This is a genomic window from Alkalihalobacillus sp. MEB130, from assembly GCF_032335535.1.
Taxonomy (GTDB): Bacteria; Bacillota; Bacilli; order Bacillales; family Bacillaceae_D; genus Halalkalibacter.
In genome coordinates this window covers 82,743-106,580 of sequence record NZ_JAOANA010000014.1, presented here as the reverse complement: position 1 = coordinate 106,580, position 23,838 = coordinate 82,743, and the positions used below count along the sequence as shown (strand labels likewise).

Annotated in this window: 22 protein-coding genes, 1 other RNA gene, 1 riboswitch and 2 other annotated features (1 of these 26 cut by a window edge); of the genes, 20 read left to right on the top strand and 3 right to left on the bottom strand. The window is 38.9% G+C overall.

Features of this window, described 5'->3' with window-relative positions:
• Positions 1 to 5 precede the first annotated feature (5 nt).
• From dtd to N0O92_RS15025, 5 genes are all read left to right on the top strand, one after another.
• Positions 6 to 446 (top strand): D-aminoacyl-tRNA deacylase, encoded by a 441-nt coding sequence (dtd, locus tag N0O92_RS15045; protein WP_315615477.1) that lies wholly within the window; start codon positions 6 to 8, stop codon positions 444 to 446.
• Positions 447 to 683: 237 nt separating this feature from the next.
• A complete protein-coding gene (locus tag N0O92_RS15040) occupies positions 684 to 860 on the top strand; it encodes a hypothetical protein (protein WP_315615476.1) in 177 nt (58 codons plus the stop codon).
• 57 nt (positions 861 to 917) lie between these two features.
• Positions 918 to 1,145 (top strand) — a binding site (T-box leader).
• Positions 1,146 to 1,209: 64 nt separating this feature from the next.
• The gene (gene hisS / locus N0O92_RS15035; RefSeq protein ID WP_315615475.1) at positions 1,210 to 2,490 is read left to right on the top strand and encodes a histidine--tRNA ligase; all 1,281 of its coding nucleotides are present in this window, start codon (positions 1,210 to 1,212) and stop codon (positions 2,488 to 2,490) included.
• Position 2,491: 1 nt separating this feature from the next.
• Complete coding sequence (gene aspS / locus N0O92_RS15030) at positions 2,492 to 4,279, top strand: aspartate--tRNA ligase (RefSeq protein WP_315615474.1); 1,788 nt, start codon at positions 2,492 to 2,494, stop codon at positions 4,277 to 4,279.
• Between the two features lie 66 nt (positions 4,280 to 4,345).
• Positions 4,346 to 4,462, top strand: a riboswitch (SAM riboswitch).
• A 64-nt stretch (positions 4,463 to 4,526) separates the two neighbouring features.
• Complete coding sequence (locus N0O92_RS15025) at positions 4,527 to 5,759, top strand: homoserine dehydrogenase (protein WP_315615473.1); 1,233 nt, start codon at positions 4,527 to 4,529, stop codon at positions 5,757 to 5,759.
• On the opposite strand, the gene N0O92_RS15020 is transcribed toward N0O92_RS15025, so the two are convergent.
• A complete protein-coding gene (locus N0O92_RS15020; RefSeq protein WP_315615472.1) occupies positions 5,736 to 6,041 on the bottom strand; it encodes a hypothetical protein in 306 nt (101 codons plus the stop codon). The genes N0O92_RS15025 and N0O92_RS15020 overlap by 24 nt on opposite strands.
• 142 nt (positions 6,042 to 6,183) lie before the next feature.
• On the opposite strand from N0O92_RS15020, the gene ssrS reads away from it, so the two are divergent.
• The 6 genes from ssrS (at position 6,184) to N0O92_RS14990 (ending at position 12,371) form a co-directional block, all read left to right on the top strand.
• Positions 6,184 to 6,363: non-coding RNA, 6S RNA (gene ssrS, locus N0O92_RS15015), on the top strand.
• 213 nt (positions 6,364 to 6,576) lie between these two features.
• Positions 6,577 to 7,338, top strand: coding sequence for a tRNA threonylcarbamoyladenosine dehydratase (locus tag N0O92_RS15010; RefSeq protein ID WP_315615471.1), 762 nt, complete (start codon positions 6,577 to 6,579; stop codon positions 7,336 to 7,338).
• 216 nt (positions 7,339 to 7,554) lie between these two features.
• Positions 7,555 to 9,333, top strand: a complete 1,779-nt coding sequence (locus tag N0O92_RS15005; protein WP_315615470.1) for an L-lactate permease — start codon at positions 7,555 to 7,557, stop codon at positions 9,331 to 9,333.
• A gap of 154 nt (positions 9,334 to 9,487) precedes the next feature.
• The gene (locus N0O92_RS15000; protein WP_315615469.1) at positions 9,488 to 10,210 is read left to right on the top strand and encodes a (Fe-S)-binding protein; all 723 of its coding nucleotides are present in this window, start codon (positions 9,488 to 9,490) and stop codon (positions 10,208 to 10,210) included.
• 14 nt (positions 10,211 to 10,224) lie between these two features.
• Positions 10,225 to 11,652 (top strand): LutB/LldF family L-lactate oxidation iron-sulfur protein, encoded by a 1,428-nt coding sequence (locus tag N0O92_RS14995; RefSeq protein ID WP_315615468.1) that lies wholly within the window; start codon positions 10,225 to 10,227, stop codon positions 11,650 to 11,652.
• Complete coding sequence (locus N0O92_RS14990; RefSeq protein ID WP_315615467.1) at positions 11,652 to 12,371, top strand: LutC/YkgG family protein; 720 nt, start codon at positions 11,652 to 11,654, stop codon at positions 12,369 to 12,371. The genes N0O92_RS14995 and N0O92_RS14990 overlap by 1 nt, the downstream gene beginning before the upstream one ends.
• Before the next feature lie 93 nt (positions 12,372 to 12,464).
• On the opposite strand, the gene N0O92_RS14985 is transcribed toward N0O92_RS14990, so the two are convergent.
• Together N0O92_RS14985 and N0O92_RS14980 are read right to left on the bottom strand one after the other, a co-directional pair.
• A complete protein-coding gene (locus tag N0O92_RS14985) occupies positions 12,465 to 13,094 on the bottom strand; it encodes an RsfA family transcriptional regulator (RefSeq protein ID WP_315615466.1) in 630 nt (209 codons plus the stop codon).
• A 264-nt stretch (positions 13,095 to 13,358) separates the two neighbouring features.
• A complete protein-coding gene (locus tag N0O92_RS14980) occupies positions 13,359 to 14,627 on the bottom strand; it encodes a replication-associated recombination protein A (protein ID WP_315615465.1) in 1,269 nt (422 codons plus the stop codon).
• Between the two features lie 214 nt (positions 14,628 to 14,841).
• On the opposite strand from N0O92_RS14980, the gene N0O92_RS14975 reads away from it, so the two are divergent.
• From N0O92_RS14975 to N0O92_RS14935, 9 genes are all read left to right on the top strand, one after another.
• A complete protein-coding gene (locus N0O92_RS14975; protein WP_315615464.1) occupies positions 14,842 to 15,477 on the top strand; it encodes a YczE/YyaS/YitT family protein in 636 nt (211 codons plus the stop codon).
• Positions 15,422 to 15,841 carry a cysteine metabolism transcriptional regulator CymR gene (gene cymR, locus N0O92_RS14970; protein WP_315615463.1) on the top strand — a complete coding sequence of 140 codons (420 nt, stop codon included), beginning with the start codon at positions 15,422 to 15,424 and terminating at the stop codon, positions 15,839 to 15,841. The genes N0O92_RS14975 and cymR overlap by 56 nt, the downstream gene beginning before the upstream one ends.
• Before the next feature lie 150 nt (positions 15,842 to 15,991).
• Positions 15,992 to 17,152 carry a cysteine desulfurase family protein gene (locus N0O92_RS14965; RefSeq protein WP_315615462.1) on the top strand — a complete coding sequence of 387 codons (1,161 nt, stop codon included), beginning with the start codon at positions 15,992 to 15,994 and terminating at the stop codon, positions 17,150 to 17,152.
• A 26-nt stretch (positions 17,153 to 17,178) separates the two neighbouring features.
• The gene (gene mnmA, locus N0O92_RS14960) at positions 17,179 to 18,285 is read left to right on the top strand and encodes a tRNA 2-thiouridine(34) synthase MnmA (protein WP_315615461.1); all 1,107 of its coding nucleotides are present in this window, start codon (positions 17,179 to 17,181) and stop codon (positions 18,283 to 18,285) included.
• Between the two features lie 198 nt (positions 18,286 to 18,483).
• Complete coding sequence (locus N0O92_RS14955; protein WP_315615460.1) at positions 18,484 to 19,137, top strand: tetratricopeptide repeat protein; 654 nt, start codon at positions 18,484 to 18,486, stop codon at positions 19,135 to 19,137.
• 12 nt (positions 19,138 to 19,149) lie between these two features.
• The gene (recD2, locus tag N0O92_RS14950) at positions 19,150 to 21,456 is read left to right on the top strand and encodes an SF1B family DNA helicase RecD2 (RefSeq protein WP_315615459.1); all 2,307 of its coding nucleotides are present in this window, start codon (positions 19,150 to 19,152) and stop codon (positions 21,454 to 21,456) included.
• A gap of 51 nt (positions 21,457 to 21,507) precedes the next feature.
• Positions 21,508 to 21,981, top strand: a complete 474-nt coding sequence (locus N0O92_RS14945; RefSeq protein ID WP_315615457.1) for a PRC-barrel domain-containing protein — start codon at positions 21,508 to 21,510, stop codon at positions 21,979 to 21,981.
• Positions 21,982 to 21,997: 16 nt separating this feature from the next.
• Positions 21,998 to 22,186, top strand: coding sequence for a hypothetical protein (locus tag N0O92_RS14940; protein ID WP_315615456.1), 189 nt, complete (start codon positions 21,998 to 22,000; stop codon positions 22,184 to 22,186).
• Between the two features lie 351 nt (positions 22,187 to 22,537).
• Positions 22,538 to 23,596: an AI-2E family transporter gene (locus N0O92_RS14935; protein WP_315615455.1), complete on the top strand. Its 1,059-nt coding sequence runs from the start codon at positions 22,538 to 22,540 to the stop codon at positions 23,594 to 23,596.
• Between the two features lie 59 nt (positions 23,597 to 23,655).
• Positions 23,656 to 23,838: a binding site (T-box leader), on the top strand; it runs 22 nt beyond the window's last position.

Below are 23,838 nucleotides of genomic sequence, written 5' to 3'. Positions count from 1 at the left end.
GGAGTATGAGAGTAGTTTTACAACGGACTAAAGAATCATCTGTAAGTGTGAACGGCGAAATAATCGGTCAAATTAATGTGGGCTTAACATTACTTGTTGGAATCACTCACGATGATACGATAGATGACATCGAGTATGTGGCAGATAAAATTGTAAACTTACGAATTTTTGAAGACGACGATGGAAAAATGAATCATTCTTTAAAAGATGTAAATGGACAAATCCTTTCTATATCGCAATTTACTCTGTATGGAGACTGCAAAAAAGGACGACGTCCAAACTTTATGAACGCGGCCAAACCAGACGTAGCGAAACAGCTGTATGATCAATTTAACGAAGAGCTAAGAAACAAAGGAATGGACGTACAAACCGGAGAATTCGGAGCCATGATGGACGTCTCCCTCGTAAATGACGGGCCGGTAACATTGATTGTTGAGAGTAAATAAAAAAGGGTGAACTTCCCCTTTTTTATTTACTCGAAGCGATGAGCGGAGCCGCCGTAATGTCTTAAGCCTTTTTGAGCGAACTTCTCAAAAAGGCGCACGGCGAGTGGAGCCATCGCAACAGGTTCGCACGTAATAGAAGCGCTGACTCATCCTTTTTTCACAAAATTCATCCTTCCACGTAAGTTTTTCCCTTATCTTGGTCAAAATAAGAGAAACAACTTTGGAAGGATGAATGTTATGCGCTCAAGTATGCGTCAACAAATGCATCACAATCAACTACAGCCCGTCTTTAATATGGATTACCATAATTTTATCGAGCGTGAGAATCAAAATACAAACCTAGAACTTGCTAGTGAGTTTGGTCTATCGTTACGAGATGTAAAATTGCTAAAAGCTAAAATGAATCGTAATTAGACTATTGACATGAAGCGTGAACATTCGTATGATAATAATCAATTAATTTAAAAAATAACTATTCCTAAGAAGAGGCACAGTAGTTAAGGTAACAAGTAGAAAGAGAGGAGAGGTCGTGGCTGAGAGCCCTCCATACTTGTCTTAATGAATGAACACCTTGGAGGAGTTTTTCTGAACATATTTTATTAGTAGGAAAAGACGTATACAGGCGTTAACTGTTTAAAGTGGAAGCGATGTTTGCTTCAATTTAGGGTGGCACCACGGGTATAGACTCTCGTCCCTGATGAATGATTAAATTCATCAGGGACGAGAGTTTTTTTATGATTTATAAAGTTTGGAGGAAAAGAAAATGAATATTCAAATCCCGCGCGGTACGCAGGATATCTTGCCAGGTGAAGTAGAGCTTTGGCAATACATAGAAGAAAAAGCGAAGGACGTTTGTCGTAGATATAATTATCAGGAAATACGTACACCGATTTTTGAACATACGGATTTATTTCAAAGAGGAGTAGGGGATACGACTGATATTGTTCAAAAAGAGATGTACACGTTCACGGATCGTGGAAATCGTAGTTTGACATTAAGACCTGAAGGGACTGCTGCAGTTGTTCGTTCCTACGTAGAAAAGAAAATGTATGGTCAACCTAACCAACCGACGAAATTATTCTATACAGGTCCGATGTTTCGTTATGAACGTCCACAATCAGGTCGGATGCGTCAGTTTGTCCAATTTGGAGTAGAAGCACTCGGCAGCCATGATCCGGCTATCGATGCAGAAGTACTAGCTTTGGTTATGAGTTTGTATAAAGAGTTAGGTTTAAATAAATTAAAATTAGTCATCAATAGTCTTGGTGATCAAGAAAGTAGACAAGCACATCGTCAAGCGTTGATTGATCACTTTAAGCCAAGCATTAGTGAATTTTGTGATGATTGTCAAAGTCGTTTAGAGAAAAATCCGTTACGAATATTAGATTGTAAAAAAGATAGAGAGCATCCATTAATGGCCAACGCTCCTTCCATACTTGACTATTTAAACGATGAATCTAGTTCATATTTTAATCAAGTCAAAAGCTATTTAGATCAGCTTGGAATTGACTATGTTGTCGATCCTACTCTTGTGCGTGGGCTAGATTATTATTATCATACTGCATTTGAAATTATGGCAGAAGGAGAAGGGTTTGGAGCGATTACGACACTGTGTGGTGGTGGTCGTTATACAGGTCTTGTAGAAGACATTGGTGGACCTTCTACTCCGGGAATAGGATTTGCTTTTAGTATTGAGCGCGTCATTATGGCATTAAAGGCTCAAGAACAATCTATACCAGAACCTCCGAAATTAGACTGTTATTTGGTTTCGCTAGGAGATGCAGCTAAGGAAAAGTCAGTTGAACTGCTTTATCAATTAAGATGTGCAGGCGTGAGTGCTGATAAGGACTATTTAGATAAAAAGATGAAGGCTCAGTTTAAAGCTGCAGACCGACTGCAAGCTCGTTTTACAGCGGTTTTAGGTGATGATGAACTTTCGCAGGGGAAAATCAATGTCAAAGACATGGCAACTGGCGAACAAATTGAAGTTGAGCTGACATCATTTATTCAATATATAAAAGAGAAAACTGTAGGAGGTAAGTAAGATGATAGGGAGAACGCATCATTGTGGAATGATTAGTGAACAACAGGTTGGTGAAAAAGTACAATTAAAGGGCTGGGTACAAAGGCGCCGTGATCTAGGTCAAGTCATCTTTTTAGATGTACGTGATCGCTCTGGAATCGTTCAAGTTGTATTTAATCCTGACATAAATCAAGAAGCACTAGCAGTAGCAGAACGTGTTAGAAATGAGTATGTGATTGAACTAGAAGGGGAAGTAGTTGCGAGAGATCCGAAAACAGTAAATGATAAACTGGCAACTGGTTCAATTGAAGTTCATGTTCATAAATTGAGCATCTTAAATGCTTCAAAATCACTTCCATTTCAAATAGAAGCAGATACAGACGCATCTGAAGATGTTCGTTTAAAATATCGTTACTTGGACCTTCGCCGTCCAGATATGCAAGAAACATTCAAGCTTCGTCACCGTACGACAAAGTTAATTCGTGACTTCTTAGATGAAGAAACATTTATGGAGATCGAAACTCCAATGTTAACAAAAAGTACACCAGAAGGAGCACGTGATTATCTAGTACCAAGCCGTGTTCATCATGGAGAATTTTACGCTTTGCCACAGTCACCACAGTTATTTAAACAATTATTAATGGTGTCTGGATTTGAAAGATATTATCAAATTGTTCGTTGTTTCCGCGATGAGGACTTGCGAGCAGACCGTCAGCCAGAATTTACACAAGTCGATATTGAAACATCATTTATGGACAAAGAAGACTTATTAGCTATGACGGAAAAAATGATGGCGAAAGTCATGAAAGAAGTGAAAGGGCTAGACGTTTCGTTGCCATTTCCTCGCTTAACTTATGATGAAGCAATGAATCGTTTTGGATCAGATAAGCCAGACCTTCGTTTTGGGATGGAGCTAATTGAATTGTCTGATGTGGTGAAAGACTCAGAGTTTAAAGTATTCCAAAGTGCTCTTGCAAGTGGTGGTACTGTAAAAGGATTAAACTTAAAAGGAGGAGCCGATAAACTTTCACGTAAAGAAATCGACGCGCTAACCGATTTTGTTAAGCAATACGGTGCAAAAGGCTTAGCTTGGTTAAAAGTAGAAGAAGAAGGGCTTAAAGGACCGATTGCTAAATTCTTCGACGGTGACATTGCCACTTCATTAAAAGAAGCTCTTGATGCTGAAGTCGGTGACTTATTATTCTTCGGTGCGGATAAGAAACAGGTTGTGTTTGATAGCCTTGGTGCTCTTCGCTTAAGATTTGGAAAGCAATTTGACCTAATTGATCAAAATCAGTTTAATTTCCTGTGGGTCGTGGATTTCCCACTAGTTGAATACGATGAAGATGCGAAACGTTATGTTGCCTTGCATCATCCGTTCACTAGCCCAGTCAAAGAAGATATGGCTCTTCTTGCTACAGATCCAGCTAGTGTGCGTGCTAATGCATATGATCTGGTCTTAAATGGCTATGAGCTTGGTGGAGGATCACAGCGTATTTATCAAAGTGATATTCAAGAGCAAATGTTTAAGGCACTTGGTTTCTCTGAAGAAGAAGCACGTGAACAATTTGGCTTCCTGTTAGAAGCGTTTGAATATGGAACTCCACCACATGGAGGAATTGCATTAGGGTTAGACCGCTTAATTATGTTATTAGCTGGTCGTACGAATTTACGTGATACGATTGCTTTCCCTAAAACAGCTAGTGCAAGTGATCTAATGACGAATGCACCTGGAGAAGTAAGCGTGGAACAATTAATCGATTTAAATTTATCCATTATTGGAAAGAAATCGGAAAAAGTGAACGTATAAAAGATTGACACTACAATGATCGTAACGTATAATCACGATAATAGAATATGAACGTTTGATAATTCAAACTTATCCAGAGTGGTGGAGGGAACTGACCCAACGAAGCCCGGCAACCGTTTTGCAAGCCATGCAAAAAAAGGTGCTACATTCAGCAGAATAATGATTTATTCTGACAGATAAGTGAAGGCACAAAAACCTTTCCTTATCAGGAGAGGTTTTTTTATTTGGGAGAGGAGAGATGACAAAGATGTCATTAAAATTAGGTTTAATAGGATTTGGAACAGTAGGCAGTGGCGTATATGAACGATTGGTTCAATCAAAAGACGAAATAAAACAGTTACTAGGTAAGAATATTGAAGTAGCAGCCATTTTGGTAAAAGATAGGCAGAAAAAAAGAGTAGTAGATGTAGATGCCTTTGTTACAACTGATTGGGATGAATTTACTAATGCAGCTCAGTTCGACATTGTGTTTGAAGCAATAGGAGGAGTAGAGCCAGCCTTTACATATACAGCTGAATGGTTATCCAAGGGTGTACCAGTTATTAGTGCCAATAAGAAGTTGATTGCTGAAAAAGGACAATTGCTTGAGGAAATTGCGGAAAAACAATCAACTTATTATGGATATGAAGCGGCAGTAGCTGGAGGCATACCGATTATTAATAATTTGAAAGGAACGCTTGCAACTACGTCTATTTCTAGAATTTCAGGAATATTAAATGGAACAACAAATTATATGTTAACCGAGATGATTGAGAAGCATCGTGGGTTCGCTGATGTTCTATTGGAAGCACAGGAGTTAGGATATGCTGAGGCTGACCCTACGGATGATCTGGAGGGATATGATGCTTGGTATAAAATTCGGATTTTGAGTCGATTATGTTTTGGGAAATGGCCAGTAGCTGATGAGTTTCCAAGAAAAGGAGTGTCTGAGATAAAAGATTGGCATGTGGAAGTAGGAGAGCGCCTTGGTTTTAAAATTAAACTCATTGCGGAAGCTTGGAAAGCCGAGTCGAAGGTGAGTGGTCAAGTAACACCTGCCTTTTTGACACAGACCGAACCATTAGCAAATGTAAGGGGAGTAACAAATGGGATTGCCATTGAAGGGAGCTCGATTGACAAACTGCTTTTTATTGGCCCAGGAGCTGGAAAGGAAGCAACCGCCAATAGTATGGTAGAAGATTTTCTCTTTCATGAACGATCTTACAATACTAAGAGGGGGCTTGGTTCTGTAGAAAAGCAGGTAGAAGAGACGTATACTTACATGTTTATCTTCCTAGATCATTCTGAAAGAGACGAAGCACTAAATTGGGCAAAGCAAAACGAGATTGCGATTGTAGATACGTTTTCTCATCATGAAGGAGAAGGCTGGATTATGGAAGGTACGGAAGCTTCTCCTTTTGTAACTTATCCAATCTTTGGTGATGTTTCTACCCGAAATCGTTTAAAAACGGTGCATTCAGCGCAATTCGGGGCGTTCTGATTTTAATTTTTTATAAGCTGTAACTAATGAGTAGGCATCTTCCTTTATATAGTACGTACGAACGCCTCGGTTCGTATGTAAGTATAGAAATCCCATGGCTCCTTTTTCTGGTTTTTTTCGATAAGAAATATCGAAAATAGATGTTAGTGGGTAAGTATCTTCTTTTACGATAAGTTGATCGTCAAATAATTTCATTTCAAATGATGTCTCAATTGTGCGTTTTTCAGTCCAGCCAATTTCTTGATGGATTTCAATGCATGTTTGAGTTGCCAATAGATTCATATGTGCACCTCTCTAAAGAATATGTATAGTAAATAACTGTATCATAGGAGCATGTTTTTACCAAATAAAACAGATGATAGAATAATCAGAAAAATGATTGACGGGAATGTAGAGGTTTGATAGGATATAGATAAATAAGTAAGAACTCCTAGAATGTACGTGATTTTTACTATTTTGAGCCAACAGAATTGATAAGGGAGCTTGGGTTAATAACTGGCTTACAAGCCTGTATTATCAGGAAGTAAAAGAGTGATTACAGAGCACCCACCTGTTGTTAGAACAGGTTCAAAATCAATAAGGGCACGGCATTAGTGGGATTCTTACTGTACATAGGTCAAAAAGCAACTTCTCATGAGGGAAGTTGCTTTTTGTGCGAAGGATTTTGGAGAATGGTCTATACTAAAAATAGAATTGAGGGCATTGAAAAGGGGAATACCGTATCTTTTTCAGTGCCTCTCATATTCCATAGTTTAGACTTTTAATTATGGCTATGGTATAGTCAATTCCGACAGAACGTTTGGAAGGAGCAGGAAACATGTTGCATCAATTTTCTAGAAATGAACTGGCCATTGGTCATGATGGACTAGATCAATTAAAAAATAGTACAGTAGCCGTACTTGGTATTGGAGGAGTAGGGTCATTTTCTGCAGAGGCACTAGCCCGTTCAGGAGTGGGTAGATTAGTGCTCGTTGATAAAGATGATGTTGATATAACAAATGTGAACAGACAAATTCATGCTTTGTTGTCGACTGTAGGTAGACAAAAAGTGGAATTAATGAAAGAACGTATCCAAGATATTAATCCTGAATGTGAAGTAATTGCTTTAAAAATGTTTTATACAGAAGAAACATATGAGCAATTTTTCAGTTATGGGTTGGATTATGTTATAGATGCTAGTGACACGATTAGTTATAAAATTCACCTAATGAAACAGTGCTTAGAACGAAAGCTCCCTATTATTTCAAGTATGGGGGCAGCTAATAAAATGGACCCAACTCGTTTGCGAATTGCTGATATTTCGAAAACAAGTCATGACCCTATTGCCAAAGTGGTTCGTACACGTTTAAGAAAAGATGGAATTAAAAAAGGAATTGAAGTCGTTTATTCAGATGAACAGCCAATAAAAATTAGAGAAGAAATTCGCCAAGAGATTGTTTCTGAAGCAGCCGAACAAGGAAGCATCCGAAAAGCAAAAATGCCACCTTCTTCTAATGCTTTTGTTCCTTCTGTTGCGGGCTTAATTATGGCTGGCCACGTTATTACAAATTTGTTAAAAGATATTGAAATTAATCGATAAGAAAGAGAGGCTTCCTAGTGAAGCTTCTTTTTTTAGCAATGATATATCACACAATTTCGAAGAAGTATTTGTATGATTAACCAATGTTTTTTGTGAAGAATATCAATGTTGAAAAAAATCTTGAATGTTATTTGAACTTTTCATATAATGAAAGCACTTACAACAGGTCATCAGATGACCTGAGAGATGAATTGGATGAATGAGGGGGAATCTTAAATGAATTTAGGAACATTAGCTTTATTAGCACTTGTACCAATTTTATCTGTTTTTTTATTTTTGGTTATTTTAAAATGGCCAGCAAAAAGAGCCATGCCAGTGGCATTTATTGTTACAGTTGCTGTGTCTATGTTTATTTGGGGGGTACCAGGCAATCAAGTCGCAGCTGCTAGTATGCGGGGGGTTACGACAGCACTTGAAGTATTATTGATTGTGTTTGGGGCCATTTTATTATTAAACGCTCTTAAAGAAAGCGGTGCTATTCATACGATTCGTCAAGGGTTTACAGAGATTTCTCCTGATAGAAGGGTTCAAGCTATAATCATTTGTTGGTTATTTGGATCTTTTATTGAAGGCGCTTCCGGTTGGGGGACACCGGCAGCGATTGTTGCTCCATTACTTGTTGCGATTGGTTTTCCAGCGATGGCGTCTGTTGTCGTTGCCTTAATTATTCAATCTACTCCTGTATCTTTTGGTGCAGTCGGAACACCGATTTTAATTGGAGTAGAATCAGGGCTAGGGGAGTCAGCATTAGTTCATGAAACAGCTGCAAGCTTAGGGATGACCTATGAGGCTTACATACGCTCCATTGGAGGAGAAGTAGCGATTATCCATGGAATAGTTGGTTTGTTTATTCCTTTATTTATGGTAACGATGTTAACGACATTCTTTGGAAAAAATAAATCCATTACAGAAGGATTAGCAGTATGGCCATTTGCGATCTTTGCAGGGCTTGCTTTTACGATTCCATACGCACTTGTTGCGAACATCCTTGGACCAGAGTTTCCTTCGTTATTTGGTGGGTTAATTGGGTTAGCGATTGTTGTGCCAGCAGCTAAAAAAGGATTTCTTATTCCAAAGTCTACGTGGGATTTTGATTCAAAAGAAAATTGGGATCCAGACTGGGTTGGTAGATTGAAAGTTTCTAACGCGAAACCACCTCGTCGCATTTCACCACTAATGGCATGGTTTCCTTATGTTATTGTAGGGGGCATTCTTGTCTTAACACGTGTGAATGCGCTTCCTTTTGGTGATTGGCTAAAAGTAGTAAAAATTAACGTTACAGAGTTATTTGGTACAACCATTTCATTTTCGAGTACTCCATTACATTTACCTGGTTCGATATTAGTTTTTGTATCGATTATCGTGTATTTTATGCATAAAATGAAACCAGAAGAATATAAAACGGCAGTAAAGGAATCTTTCGGAACAGTGGTCAGCGCAGCTCCTGCTTTGTTGTTTGCCGTTCCAATGGTACAAGTGTTTCTAAACTCTGGTGTCAATTCTAGCGGCTTTGAAAGCATGCCAATTGTTTTAGCTGAAAGTGTATCCGCTTTACTAGGGGATAATTGGCCAGCAGTAGCGCCGGCAATTGGTGCATTAGGAGCCTTTGTAGCAGGAAGTAATACAATTAGTAATATGATGTTTTCTCTGTTCCAGTTTGGGGTGGCAGACAATATTGGAGTTACAGCATCAACAGTTGTTGCACTTCAAGCAGTAGGTGGTGCAGCAGGAAATATGATTTGTGTTCATAATGTTGTGGCTGCATCAGCTGCTGCAGGCTTATTAGGAAAAGAAGGAATCATCATCCGAAAAACAATCATTCCAACAGCCTTCTATGTATTTTTAGCTGGTGGTGTAGGATTTGTGTTCTTAAACGGAATTGGTTTTAATTTAGGAACTGTAATGGTGGCCATCGTTTTAGTTGGAATTGTTTTCGCTTTTTCAAAAGGAAGCAAAAAAAGAAAAGAATTAGATGAAACAAACAGAGCGGCATAATTAATGTTTTACATCTCGGTTTAGCTTATTATAATAGTAGTAGAGACTAAATGGGAGGGGGTCTTTTGACCACCCTCTAATCTTATAAATGAAAGAGAAGAATGAATTTTACTATAGTCATCAGATGACCTGATCATCTAGTGAGGGGGAAATAATGAAAGTATCATTATTTATTACATGTTTAGCAGATGTTTTTTATCCTGGTGTGGGCAAAGATACTGTTGAAGTGTTAGAAAGATTAGGGTGTGAAATTGATTTCCCAGCAGCTCAAATATGCTGTGGACAGCCAGCCTATAATAGTGGGTATCACCGTGAAACGAAAGATGTTGCCAAGAACATGATTCGTGCTTTTGAACAGTCTGAATATGTTGTGACACCGTCTGGATCTTGTGCGTCCATGTTTCTTGAGTACCCACATTTGTTCAAGGATGACCAAGAATGGAAGCAGAGAGCGGAACAATTGGCAGAGAAAACATATGAATTCAGTCAATTTTTAGTTGATGTATTAAAAGTGGAAGATGTGGGGGCGAAATGCCCTGTAAAAGCTACGTATCACACATCTTGTCACATGACGCGGTTATTAGGTGTAAAAGATGCACCAATGAAACTATTAAACAATGTGGAAGGACTCGAATTTACAAGCTTACCTAATAAAGAAAACTGCTGTGGATTTGGAGGGACTTTCTCAGTGAAAATGGTACCGATTTCAGAACAAATGGTGAATGAAAAGATTAGCCATATTGAAAGTACAGAGGCAGAAGTGTTAGTAGGGGCAGATTGTGGATGTTTAATGAATATTGGAGGAAGAATTGACCGTCAAGGGAAGCCAATTAAAGTCATGCATATAGCTCAAGTATTAAACCAAACAGCGAAATAGGAGGTGAAGACGGTATGGGAATGAAAATAGGAGATGTTGAATTTTTTGGACGCGTTGATAAAGGATTAAAAAACGATTTCATGAGAAATGCAGTAGTCTCAGCTCAAGAACGACTAAAAAATGCAAAATCAAATGCCGAAAAAGAATTAGGAGATTGGGAAGACTGGCGTGAGCTTTCTGAAGAAATTCGTCAGCACACGTTAGAAAACCTTGATTATTATTTGGAACAGTTAGCAACGAATGTCTCGGCTAAAGGAGGCCATGTCTTTTTTGCAGAAACAGCTGAAGAGGCCAATGAATATATCAAAGAGGTTATTCGAAAAAAAGAAGCGAAGAAAATTATAAAATCGAAATCAATGGTAACTGAAGAAATAAGTATGAATGAGGCTCTTGAGTCGATGGGATGTGAAGTGATTGAGTCGGATCTAGGGGAATACATCTTACAAATAGATGATCATGATCCACCTTCACATATTGTCGCTCCAGCTCTTCATAAAAATAAAGAGCAAATTCGCGATACTTTCCATGTGAAAAAAGGATACCAAAAATCGTCTAAGCCTGAGGAGTTAGCGCTCTTTGCACGAGAACAGCTACGTCAAGAATTCGTAAATGCCGATGTAGGAATTACTGGTTGTAATTTCGCTGTTGCTGAATCAGGGAGTATCTCTTTAGTGACCAATGAAGGAAATGCTCGTCTTGCTACTAGCTTACCTAAAACCCAAATTTCTGTAATGGGGATGGAACGGATTGTTCCTACTTGGGAAGAGTTAGAAGTCCTTGTGAGCATGTTGTGTCGAAGTGCGGTAGGTCAAAAGTTAACAAGTTACATTACCGGATTGACAGGACCTAAAGAAGAAGGAGATGTCGATGGTCCAGAGGAATTTCATCTTGTGATTGTGGATAATGGCCGGTCCAATATTTTAGGAACTGAGTTTCAATCTGCTTTGCAATGTATTCGTTGTGCGGCATGTATTAACGTTTGTCCGATTTATCGTCATATTGGTGGGCATTCTTATGGCTCAATCTACCCTGGACCAATTGGGGCGGTATTATCACCTCTATTAGGCGGGTATGACGAGTATAAAGAGCTTCCGTATGCTTCAAGTTTATGTGCTGCATGTACGGATGCTTGTCCAGTTAAGATTCCTCTTCATGAGCTTCTTGTTAAGCATCGTCGTAACATCGTTGAAGAACAAGGCAAAGCCTCGTTCGGTGAAAAGTTAGCTATGAAAGGGTTTGCTATGGCTGCTAGTTCACCTAAAATTTATAATATGGGTTCAAAAATGGCGCCGCAGATGATGAGTCCTCTTGTCAAGGATGGAAAGATCTCAAAAGGACCAGGACCTGTTAAACCTTGGACAGATATTCGCGATTTTCCTGAGCCGAGTAAAGAATCCTTCAGGGAATGGTTTAAGAACAGGGAAAAGGGAGGGGAAAAGTAATGGCGAATGGACTGATTCATAATCAAGAAGCTTTCTTAAATAAAATATCAGCTAGTTTAGGAAGAGAGCGTAGAAAAGATAAAGTAATTCGACCCGTATGGAAAAAACAGCCCCAATATAATGTCTTTAAAGGTGAAACTCAAGATGAGCTAGTACAAAGATTAAAAGCTCAATGTGAGAGAATTCATACGAGTTTTGAAGAGGTAACAACAAAAGAGCTTCCGGAAAAACTAGCGGAAGTAATCGAACGTTTTCAAGGAGAGAAGATTATTAGTTGGAAAGATGAGCGCTTTTCTCAATTTGGTCTAGATCCTCTCTTTTCCTCTTTGGAGGATAAAGGAAAAAGCATTCATACTTGGAATCCAGAGGATGGAGAGAAAAATATTGAACTAGCAGAGAAAGCAGATATTGGGATTACATTCTCTGATATGACATTAGCAGAATCAGGTACCGTTGTTTTGTTAAGTGATGCGAATAAAGGGAGATCTGTTAGTCTCTTACCAACGAGTTACATTGCAATTATCCCTAAAAGTACCGTTGTTCCTCGAATGACGCAAGCTGCCAGACATTTACATGAACTTGCACAACAAGAAGGACGCTTTCCTTCATGTGTCAATTTTATCTCCGGTCCTAGTAATAGTGCCGATATTGAAATGAATTTAGTTGTTGGTGTTCATGGTCCTATTAGAGCGTGCTATATTGTTGTTGATGATCAATAGAATTGAATAAAGAAACACAATGAAAAAACAACTAAGCCAGAGAAGAGGCTTAGTTGTTTTTTCTAGTCTTACGTAGTTCGTAAGAAATTTGATTTATTTCGCTAATTTTTCTAAATTCCCATTTTTGTCCATCTTGAATGAGGCAGTTGAAAGAGACTCTTCATCTTCAAGTATGGCCATACGTCTAGCGCGGTTCATAATTTGAATAAGAGATTGATAATCCTCTTCAATAATACTATTATCCTGTTTCATTTTCTTTAATTCTTTCTCTAGTTCATTGTTTCGTGCTTCAAGCTCTTTGTTTTCTTTCGCAAGCCTCTCATTCTCACGTTGTAGAACAGACGATTGAGAAGAAGTATGCATCATATTTTGTAAATAATCAATAACAGATTCTAGTGACATCTCACTATCTAGTGATTGGGTTACCCGTTCCATAGTTGGCTGTTGTGCCCACATCATAGGTCTCATTTGTGGGTAATAAGAAAACGATGCTGCTCTTTTCCGTTCTTTGCGCTCTTTCTTCGCTTCAGCAATTTGTTTCATATAACGATTACGAACAACAGCATTCCAACGGAATCCGCACGCTGCAGATGTCCGATTCAGCTCATCGCCAACCTCGTCAAACGCACGTAACTGAGTGCTCCCTTCTGTAATATGTTTCAAAACGGTTTCGGCAAGTAATACATCATCTTCATGTGACCAAGCATCTTGTCTAACTTTCATATTATATCAACTCCTTGAGATTGTTTTTTATCTAATTGGTACCAATTCTAACCAGATAAAAAGTGATTTATACAAGGGTGATAGAAAAAAGATAAGATTCTTTCGTTTCAATTGACTTAGTTACATAGATTAACATACCCACTACATATGAGCGTCATGGTTGTTTTTTTAGAATCTACAAAGCTACTTGAAATGGTAAAGTACTTACTATAAGGAAAGAGCTGACTTACTAGATTTTAGTAAGTCAGCTCTTGAAAGTGTTCCTTATTTATTTTTTAGACGTTCATAGATTTCCGCTAAAGCTTGTTCAAATTTACCCGTTCTCTTTGGTTCATAATAGGATGTCCCTTTTAACTTATTTGGTAAATACTGCTGTTTGACCCATCCATGTTCGTAATCATGAGGATATTTATAATCAATACCCCGGCCTAATTGCTGGGCCCCTTGATAATGGGCATCTTTTAAGTGTTTGGGAACATCCCCAATCTTCCCTTTTCGGATGTCAGAAAGAGCAGCATCTAGTGCTTTATACGCTGCATTAGATTTTGGAGATAAACAAAGCTCTATGACAGCATTCGCCAAAGGAATTCTCGCCTCTGGAAAACCGAGGCGCTCGGATGCTTCAATCGCTGAAAGCGTACGCGAACCAGCCTGAGGGTTAGCTAACCCTATATCCTCATAAGCAATCACAAGCAATCTGCGATTAATACTAATTAAGTCACCTGCTTCTATTAACCGTGCTAAATAATGAAGAGCCCCATCAACGTCACTGCCTCTAATCGATTTTTGAAAAGCAGAAAGAACATCATAATGAGCATCTCCATCTTTATCATGCTGAAAGCTTTTCTTTTGAATACAATCTTCAGCGGTTTTAAGAGAAATGATTTTGACCCCTTCGTTATTAGGAAACGTTGATAATATGGCCAACTCCAATCCATTCAAAGCTGAACGAACATCTCCTCCACAAGCTTGAGCAAGATGAGTAATAGCTTCATCATTAATATCGATTTTCTCTTTTCCATAACCATTGTGATCATCTACAAGAGCACGACGTAGTGCCTCTTTAATGTTATCAACCGTTAATGGTTCAAGCTCGAAAATTTGACAACGACTGCGGATGGCTGGGTTAATAGAGTGGAACGGATTTGCTGTTGTTGCCCCAATTAATATAAGCAATCCATTTTCAAGGTAAGGCAGCAAGAAATCTTGTTTCCCCTTATCTAAGCGGTGGACTTCATCAAGAATAAGAATCAATTGCCCGTGCATTTTTGCTTCTTCAACCGCAATTTCCATATCTTTTTTGTTGTGTACGACAGCATTAAGCATTTTCGATGGTGTTCCTGTTGAGCCTGCGATGCTACTAGCTATTGACGTTTTACCGATACCAGGGGGACCATAGAGGATCATGGAAGACAATTGACCGGCATCTACCATACGCCTTAGTAATTTTCCTTCCCCAATAAGGTGATGTTGCCCAATAATATCGTCTATTTTTTTTGGTCTCATACGATAAGCGAGTGGTTGTCTTTTCATGCTTTTTAGCCTCACTTCATACATTGGTATAGTCAGTGTAATAGATGTGAATCTAAATGCCAACTATTCTTACTGGATTTGATAGGTAACGGACGCAATTTACCTTTTTTCATGCTATAATGGCAAAGAATTAGATAGAGAGAAGGGATTTCTCTTGGGGAGAGTAGAAATAAATAGAGCAAAGCAAGTCTTTCTCATTAGGTGGAGCACCTTTATGATCGGTCTCATGATTATGGGGTTTGGAATCGCATTAATGGTTCATGCGGATCTTGGTGGGGCACCTTGGGATGTTCTTCATATAGGCCTGACCAATCAATTTGGTTTAACGGTTGGCACATGGTCGATTTTAATGGGATTTGTTGTATTAACGATCACTACCGTTTTAATGAAATCATTGCCGCAAATAGGTGCTTTTCTCAATATGATATTCCTAGGAATATTCATTGATTTATTTCTATGGATCATTCCCGCACCTGAGTTTTTAGTATTACAGTATGTGATGATGATAGCAGGAATTGTCATAATAGGGTATGGAATTGGTGTTTACATAGCCCCTGGATGTGGAGCCGGACCTCGAGACAGTTTAATGCTCGCACTTCAATTAAAAACAGGATGGAAAGTTCAACATGTTCGAGTCCTAATGGAAGTAAGTGTATTAACGGTTGGGTGGCTTTTAGGTGGTACGGTTTTTATAGGAACTCTTATTTTTTGCTTTGGAATTGGTTCAATTGTAGGAATTACATTGCCACATTGTAAGCGACTATTTGATTCTATTATAGAAAGAGGGAATAAGGATGAAGATTTCAACGAAAGGCCGTTACGGACTTACAATCATGATGGCATTAGCTAAGCAAGCGGGAGAAGGTCCTATTTCGCTTAAATCAATTGCTAAAGAATATGATCTATCTGAACATTATTTAGAGCAACTTATTGCTCCACTTAGAAATGCTATGCTTGTAAAAAGTGTTCGTGGAGCGTATGGAGGCTACATGTTAGCAAAAGATGCAAAAGAAATCACAGCTGGCGATATTATTCGCGTGTTAGAAGGACCAATTAGCCCTGTAGAGGTTATGGATAATGAGGAGCCAGCTAAGCGAAATTTATGGATAAAAATCCGTGATGCTGTCAAGGATGTACTTGATAACACTACGCTTGATGATTTAGCAACCTATGAAGATTCAGGAGAGCAAGAGTATTTTATGTTTTATATTTAAGGTGTTCGATCTTTTATAGAGATTACTTGATGTAAAGAAAGGTTACTCTTAGTGAAAGTTGCGGAAGTCATTCGACTCCTGCGGGATAAAGAGGTAGGCTACTTTACTGATAAAAACAACAATAAGTAAATCTTAAGAAGGTGAAATAAAGTGGAGATGATTTACGTTGACCATGCTGCCACATCCCCCCTTCATCCGAAAGTATTAGATGCGATGCTACCATATTTCGAAACGCATTTTGGAAACCCATCTAGTATTCATCAATTTGGAAGACAGGCGAGACAAGCTTTAGATCAATCAAGAAGAACGATTGCCAAAGTACTTGGCGTGAGTGAACAAACTTTAATCTTTACTAGTGGTGGCACAGAGGCTGATAATATGGCGATTATTGGCTATGCACTAGAAAATGAAGACAAAGGAAAACATATTATTACCTCTCAGGTGGAACATCATGCGGTTTTACATGCTTGCAAGGAACTTGAAAAACGTGACTTTGATGTTACCTATCTCCCAGTAGATGAAACGGGGCAAGTGAAGCTAAATGATGTACAAGCAGCCTTGCGTGATGATACAATTCTCGTTACATTGATGTTTGGTAACAATGAAGTAGGAACGATTCAACCGATTGAGGAAGTTGCTTTGTTGTTAAAAGAACATCAAGCTGTTTTTCATTCAGATGCCGTTCAAGCATGTGGAGCTGTAGAGTTTGACCTTTCTGATTTATCTGTTGATATGCTTTCCATTTCTGCACACAAAATAAATGGACCTAAAGGAATCGGGATTCTTTATGTGAAAGAAGGCTTGAAACTAAGACCTGTCCTTTTTGGTGGAGAGCAGGAACGAAAGAGAAGAGCAGGAACAGAAAATGTAGCTGCCATTGTTGGGTTTGCAAAAGCAATGGAGCTAACGTATCAGTCCATTGTTGAACGAAAAGAGCGTTACGAGCAGTTCGCTCAAATTCTAATTGATACGTGGACAAAACAAGACGTGCAGTTTTTCATTAATGGTCATCAAAATGAGCGATTGCCTCATGTGTTAAATATTAGTTTTCCAGGAGTAAATATTGAACAATTGTTAATGAATCTTGATTTAGCCGGAATTGCAGCTTCAAGTGGTTCGGCTTGTACTGCTGGTTCAATTGAGCCATCTCATGTACTTGTAGCCATGTTTCAGGATGAGGATACCAGAATTCAGTCAGCTATACGCTTTAGTTTTGGTCTGGGTAATACAGCAGAACAAATAGAACGCGTTGCAAATGAAACAGCAAAAATTGTGAGTAGGCTAGGCCAACAAGAGGAATTTATCAACTAGAACAGATAGCCAAAGGTGGTGAAAGAATGAAGAAACGACCGGAAGACACGAGAGTAGTTGTTGGAATGTCTGGTGGTGTTGATTCATCGGTGACGGCTTTGCTTTTAAAAGAGCAAGGCTATGATGTAATAGGAATTTTCATGAAAAATTGGGATGACACGGATGAAAGTGGATTCTGTACAGCCACAGAAGACTATGAAGATGTAATCCAAGTTTGTAACCAAATTGGAATTCCTTATTATGCCGTTAATTTTGAAAAACAATATTGGGATAAAGTGTTTACCTATTTCTTAGAAGAATACAAAGCAGGTCGGACACCAAATCCTGATGTGATGTGTAATAAAGAGATCAAGTTTAAAGCCTTTTTGAATCACGCGATGTCACTTGGAGCTGATTATGTAGCAACAGGGCATTACGCGCGTGTTGAGGAGCGAGACGGGAATTTTGTCCTTTTGCGTGGAGTAGATAATAATAAAGACCAAACGTATTTCTTGAACGCACTTTCGCAAAAACAACTATCCAAAACGATGTTTCCAATTGGACACTTACCGAAAAAAGAAGTACGTGAGCGTGCACTTGAAGCTAATTTAGCTACGGCTAAGAAAAAGGATAGTACAGGAATTTGTTTTATTGGTGAGCGGAATTTCAAGGAGTTTCTCAGTGAATTTTTACCAGCACAACCTGGCGAAATGCAAACGGTCGATGGAGAAGTAAAAGGTCAACACGACGGTCTTATGTATTATACACTTGGACAGCGTCAAGGACTTGGGATTGGCGGAGCTGGTGAGCCTTGGTTTGTGATAGATAAGGACCTAGAGCGGAACGTGTTAATTGTCGGCCAAGGGTTCCATCATGAAGGATTGTATTCTGAAGGACTCGATGCAATCGGAATGAACTGGATCGTCTCAAAACCATCTTTTGAAAAAGAATTTACTTGTATGGCAAAGTTACGATATCGCCAAGATGATCAAAAAGTAACCGTCTATCCAAAAGAAGATGGTACAGCTCGAGTTTATTTTCATGAGCCACAACGCGCCGTCACACCTGGACAAGCCGTTGTTCTATATGAAGGCGACGTTTGCCTTGGTGGAGGAACGATTGATCACGTCATTAAGAAGTGGGAAAATGCCTAAAAAGGTATTTTCCTTTTTTTCAGTCAGATCAAAAAGTGGGTTTCTTTTTGATCTGACTGAAGCAATGAGCGGAGCCGCTGCCATGTTTTAAGATCATCAGAGCGATCTTCTCAGATGATCGCGCAGCGAGAGGAGCCATTGCAAATTGAATGGATAAAAAGCGGTTTTCTTTTTGATCTGACTGAAGGAGGTTCATTTATGTTAAATGAAAAAGGCATTTCTTTAATGAATGAAAAAAAATATGAGGAAGCAGCACAAGCTTTTAATGATGCTATTGAAGAAAACCCTAAGGATCCTACAGGGTTTATTAATTTTGGGAATCTTCTAGGGCTACTAGGGGATCATGAACGTGCGTTAACGTTTTTTGATAAAGCGATCGGTTTAGATGAACACGCAGCAACAGCTTACTACGGAGCTGGGACCGTTTATTATAAGCAAGACCATTTTGAAGAAGCGACAAAAATGTTTAAGAAAGCAATAATGGAAAAGTTAGATGAATCTGATGTTCATTTTATGCTTGGAATGAGTTATTACCAACTTGGTGCACTTCCTCATGCATTAGCTTCTTTTAAAAGAACAGTAGAACTTCAACCAGAAGACGTTGACGGCTTGTTTCAATATGGATTATGCTTAGCTCAATTAGAGTATATTGATGAGTCTATTGAACAATTTGAACAGGTTATAACATTGGACAAGCAACATGCCGATGCATACTTCAATTTAGGGGTTGCCTATGCTTATAAAGAACGCGCCCATGAAGCACTTATAGCATTTGAAAAAGCATTAGAAATACAACCGGATCATGCATTAGCAGCTAACGGAAAGAAAACAATAGAACAAGCCATCAAGTAAGGGTGATGACATGTGAAAGAAGAGACGATCTTGCCTAAAGAAGAGAAGACAATTGAACGAGGATATATAAAAGGTACAGTTAGCCATATTGTGTTTCGTAACGAAGAGAATTACTATACAGTCGCTCTAATTCATGTTCAACAAACCAATGAGGAAATCAAAGAAAAGAAACTAACTGTCGTCGGAACTCTTCCGAAATTAGAGCAAGATGAAACCTTTTTGTTTTTTGGTCAGATCATTGATCACCCGAAATTCGGTATTCAATACCAAGTTGAACAATTTAGAAGAGATTTACCTCAAACAAAAAATGGCATTATTCATTATTTATCAAGTGGGCGCTTCCCTGGAATTGGAAGCAAAACAGCGGAGACAATTGTGGAGAAATTAGGGGAAAGAGCGATCACAAAAATTGTAGAAGATCGTTCTGTCTTATCTGAAGTGCCGAAGCTTTCAAAAGAAAAAGCAGATGCCTTGTATGAACAATTAGTTGATCAACAAGGTGTAGAACAAGTGCTTATGACACTATCGAAACACGGGTTTGGAGTCGAACTTTCCATGAAAGTCTATCAGGCTTATGGATTGCAAGCTCTTGACATCATTCAAACGAATCCTTATCAATTAATTGCGGATGTAGAAGGAATTGGATTTAGAAAAGCTGATTTATTAGGAGCTGCAATTGGAATTACGGGAAAACATCCGGACCGTATTCGAGCAGGCTGTCTTTATCTTTTGCAGGAGCTTTGCCTTCAAGATGGACATGTATTCTTAGAAAAAGATGTTCTCATTCCTCATGTCATCTCACTGCTTTCTACTTATGAATGTAAAATAGAAACACTAGAAGTCGAAGAGCAGCTTCTTCTTATGCAAGAAGAGGATGCACTTCGAACAGAGGAGACACGTGTTTACTTAAAGTCACTGTACTTTGCAGAAAAGGGCATTGTTAGTAATGTTCAACGGTTGTTAAGTCAAGAAGTGGAAGAAGAATTTCCTGAGGCTGAGTTTTTAAAAGGATTAGGACAATTAGAGGAAGAACAGAAATTAGAATACGCTCCTTCACAAAAGGAAGCGATTCAAACCGCGTTGTCTTCCCCACTTATGATTTTAACGGGAGGACCTGGGACAGGGAAAACAACGGTTATTAAAGGGATTGTAGAGCTATTTGCACGTTTGCATGGACTTCCTTTAGATGAAAAAGCGTATTCCAAAAGCAACCCATTCCCAATTTTGCTTGTTGCGCCAACGGGAAGAGCAGCAAAAAGAATGAGCGAAGCGACTGAACTACCAGCTACAACGATTCACCGGTTGCTTGGTTGGAAAGGTGGCAGTGGAGGGTTTGAAAAGGGCGATCATGAACCATTAGAAGGAGAACTTCTCATTGTTGATGAAAGTTCCATGGTTGATATTTGGTTAATGAATCAGTTACTAAAATCCGTTCCAAAAGGAATGCAGGTCGTTCTAGTTGGTGACCAAGACCAATTGCCATCTGTTGGCCCAGGTCAAGTCCTTCGTGACTTTTTGGAATCCGACATGATTCCAACCGTTCCTTTAACAGATATTTACCGTCAAGCAGAAGGTTCCTCCATTATAGAGTTAGCCCACTCGATGAAAGAAGGAACGATGCCAAGTAACTTACCTGAGCCTCAATCAGATCGAAGGTTTTTTCCATGTCAGGTTGATCAAGTTCAACAAGTGGTTTCTCAAATTTGCGAAAATGCAATGAAGAAAGGTTATACTGCAAAAGAGATTCAAGTTCTCGCTCCAATGTATAAAGGAAATGCAGGAATTACCCAATTAAATTCAATGTTGCAAAATTTGTTTAATCCAAAAACAGAGCAAAGAAGAGAAATCGGTTTTGGTGATGTAGTGTATCGAACTGGAGATATGGTGCTGCAATTAGTGAATAACCCGGACGAACATGTTTATAATGGTGACCGTGGAGAAATTGTTGCTATTTTCTATGCAAAGGAAAATCAAGAAAGACAAGATCAATTGGTCATTTCTTTTGATGGCACAGAGGTCGTGTATGTAAAGAAAGACTTGAATCAAATTACTCATGCATACTGTTGCTCCATTCATAAAGCACAAGGTAGTGAATTTCCGATTGTTGTAATGCCTGTTGTGAGAAATTATGCAAGAATGCTGAGACGAAATCTGCTTTATACTGGCATTACAAGAGCGAAGCAATTTCTATTGTTATGTGGGGATTTAAAAGCGATTCACACAGCGATCACACAAAAAGACGAACTCATCCGAAATTCAATGCTACAGCAAAAGTTGCAACAATTGCCTCTGTCGAGTGGGAGCAATCAACCAACATAATCAAAAACAAATCGCCACACACTAAGATTGTTCGGAAAGGTGGCGATTTTTTTGCGTACTTTTTCAACAGTTGAAGGATTACCGGTCCTTTCGATTTCTACAGGTAAAGAGTGCGGACATGTCGTGGATTTGTGTTATGAAAATGGGCTTGTAACTGGGTTTCTGATTGATCCAAAAGGTTGGTTTGCTAAACATTTATTTCTACCGGTAAACCATATAACCAGTATTGGTCCGGATGGTGTAATGGTAAAGGACTATTATGCCTTACAGCCTCTTTCCAAAAAAGAAAAACATGCATTTCATTTAAAACATGGCAAGCATCGTCTTCATGGTACTGCTTTATTAACAGCAGAAGGGGAGAAATTAGGCTTGCTAGAGGATGTATATTTCTTGGAAGAAGTGGGCACGATTGTAGGGTATGAGGTGACGGAAGGGTTGGTAGCAGACCTAGTTGAGGGACGTCGAGTTGTGAAAAGCGACTCGAAGTTAACCATTGCTGGGGGGCGAGCCATCCTAACGGAATAGAAGGGAGTCTTTTACCATGCATTGTCCAAACTGTAAGAGCAAAGATATCGGAAAAATCGGTACAAACCAATACTATTGCTGGAATTGCTTTGTAGAAATGAGTTTATTAAAAGGAAGATTATCGATGCACCAAGTGGAAGAAGATGGTTCACTTAGCTCGTTGGATGATCTGTTTGAAGACGAGGACCTTCAAGTTGGGATGTAGGCCAACCGTGTAAGGAAACAAAACTTATTGAACCATAGTGATAATAGTAAAAAGAGGGCTGGACGGATCCTAATGACTTAGGAGAAGGACACTCTCTTTTTTTTCAAGGGCGCGGGAAACATGAAAGATGTGGCTTCTCTGCAGCTGTGAAAAAGAGGAGAGAGGAAAATCACGACCGCAAGAGAGTAGTTTGCGGCCTCCGAAAAAAGGAGATAGAAATACCACGACCGCAAGCGACCTTTCTGCAGACCTAAAAAAGAAAAGCAGTATCGTTTCTGATATAAAGGGAGCGTTTGTAATTTTGAATGGATATGAGTTGGCTGTACACAATAGTAATTGGGGGTGTGTGCGATGGAAATTCAACAAAAATGGTTATATCGACTAGTTTTCACGTTACTAACACTACTAATTATTTATATGATCGTCCAACTAGCACCTTTATTATCTCCCATAAGTGCAATGATTCGAGCACTTGTGTTACCTGTTGGGATTGCTGTTTTATTAACATATTTACTTCATCCATTAGTAGAGAAGATGCATGATTCTGGGATGTCAAGACCACTAGCTGTTTTGCTTATTTTTTTATTAATTGTCTTTACATTAGGGTTTTTGTTAACAATTGGACTGCCATCTTTTATCAAGCAAATACAGCATGCTTTTGAAACCATACCTGCTCAAATTCGAGAGCTAGAGAGAGAAACGCAAAGATTGCAACAATATATTGAGACGCTCCCTGCTCCGTTGCAGACTCAAACACAAGAGTGGAGAGTGCAACTTGTCCAAATGGGTGAAAGTGCTTTTGACCAAATTGAACAGGCTGCTCTTTTTCTAATTAAGTCGATGTTTTCATTTATCGTTATTCCTTTTCTTGTGTTCTTCTTTTTAAAAGACCATGATGCTATTAGAAGAATATCTTGGTATGTAACGCCCAGAAAATGGCGCGATGCTCTTAAAAAGTATATTAAGGATGTTGACCATACATTTGGGAGTTACATTCGAGGTCAGTTACTCGTCTCCTTATCTGTTTTTATTATTTCCACAATTGGTCTTTGGATAATAGGGGTTCCTTATCCCATTTTACTTGGTTTATTTATGGGTGCAATGGATTTAATTCCTTATTTCGGGCCTTTTATTGGAGCTGTGCCAGCTGTGATTATTGCATTTTTACAGTCATGGCAATTAGGGGTAGCCACGATTATTTTAATATTTGTTATCCAACAGATCGAAGGAAATATTTTATCTCCGGTCATTGTTGGAAAAACTCTTCATTTACACCCTGCTCTCATTATTCTTGCTTTATTAGTCGGGGTAGAAGTAGGGGGGTTCTTAGGAATGCTTATCGCTGTGCCGATCTTAGCGATTGGAAAAGTTACGTTGCTTCATATCCGGTTTCACTTCATGAAAGATTGACATTTCGATAGTGGATTTCTATAATAGAAGGGCATACAGAGCTATTTGAGAAAGCAATGAATAAAGCGTTGATGGAACGAGTATGAAGCAGACCATTCAAAAGAGAGGTGTACCTTGGCTGAAAGTACACTGTTTGAAGGGCTTCAGAAGGCTACTCCTGAGTGCAGATAATCTCTGACGTTAAACCGCGTTAAGGTTTTTAAGTGATAGGCAAGAACTGTCTATAATTAGGGTGGTACCGC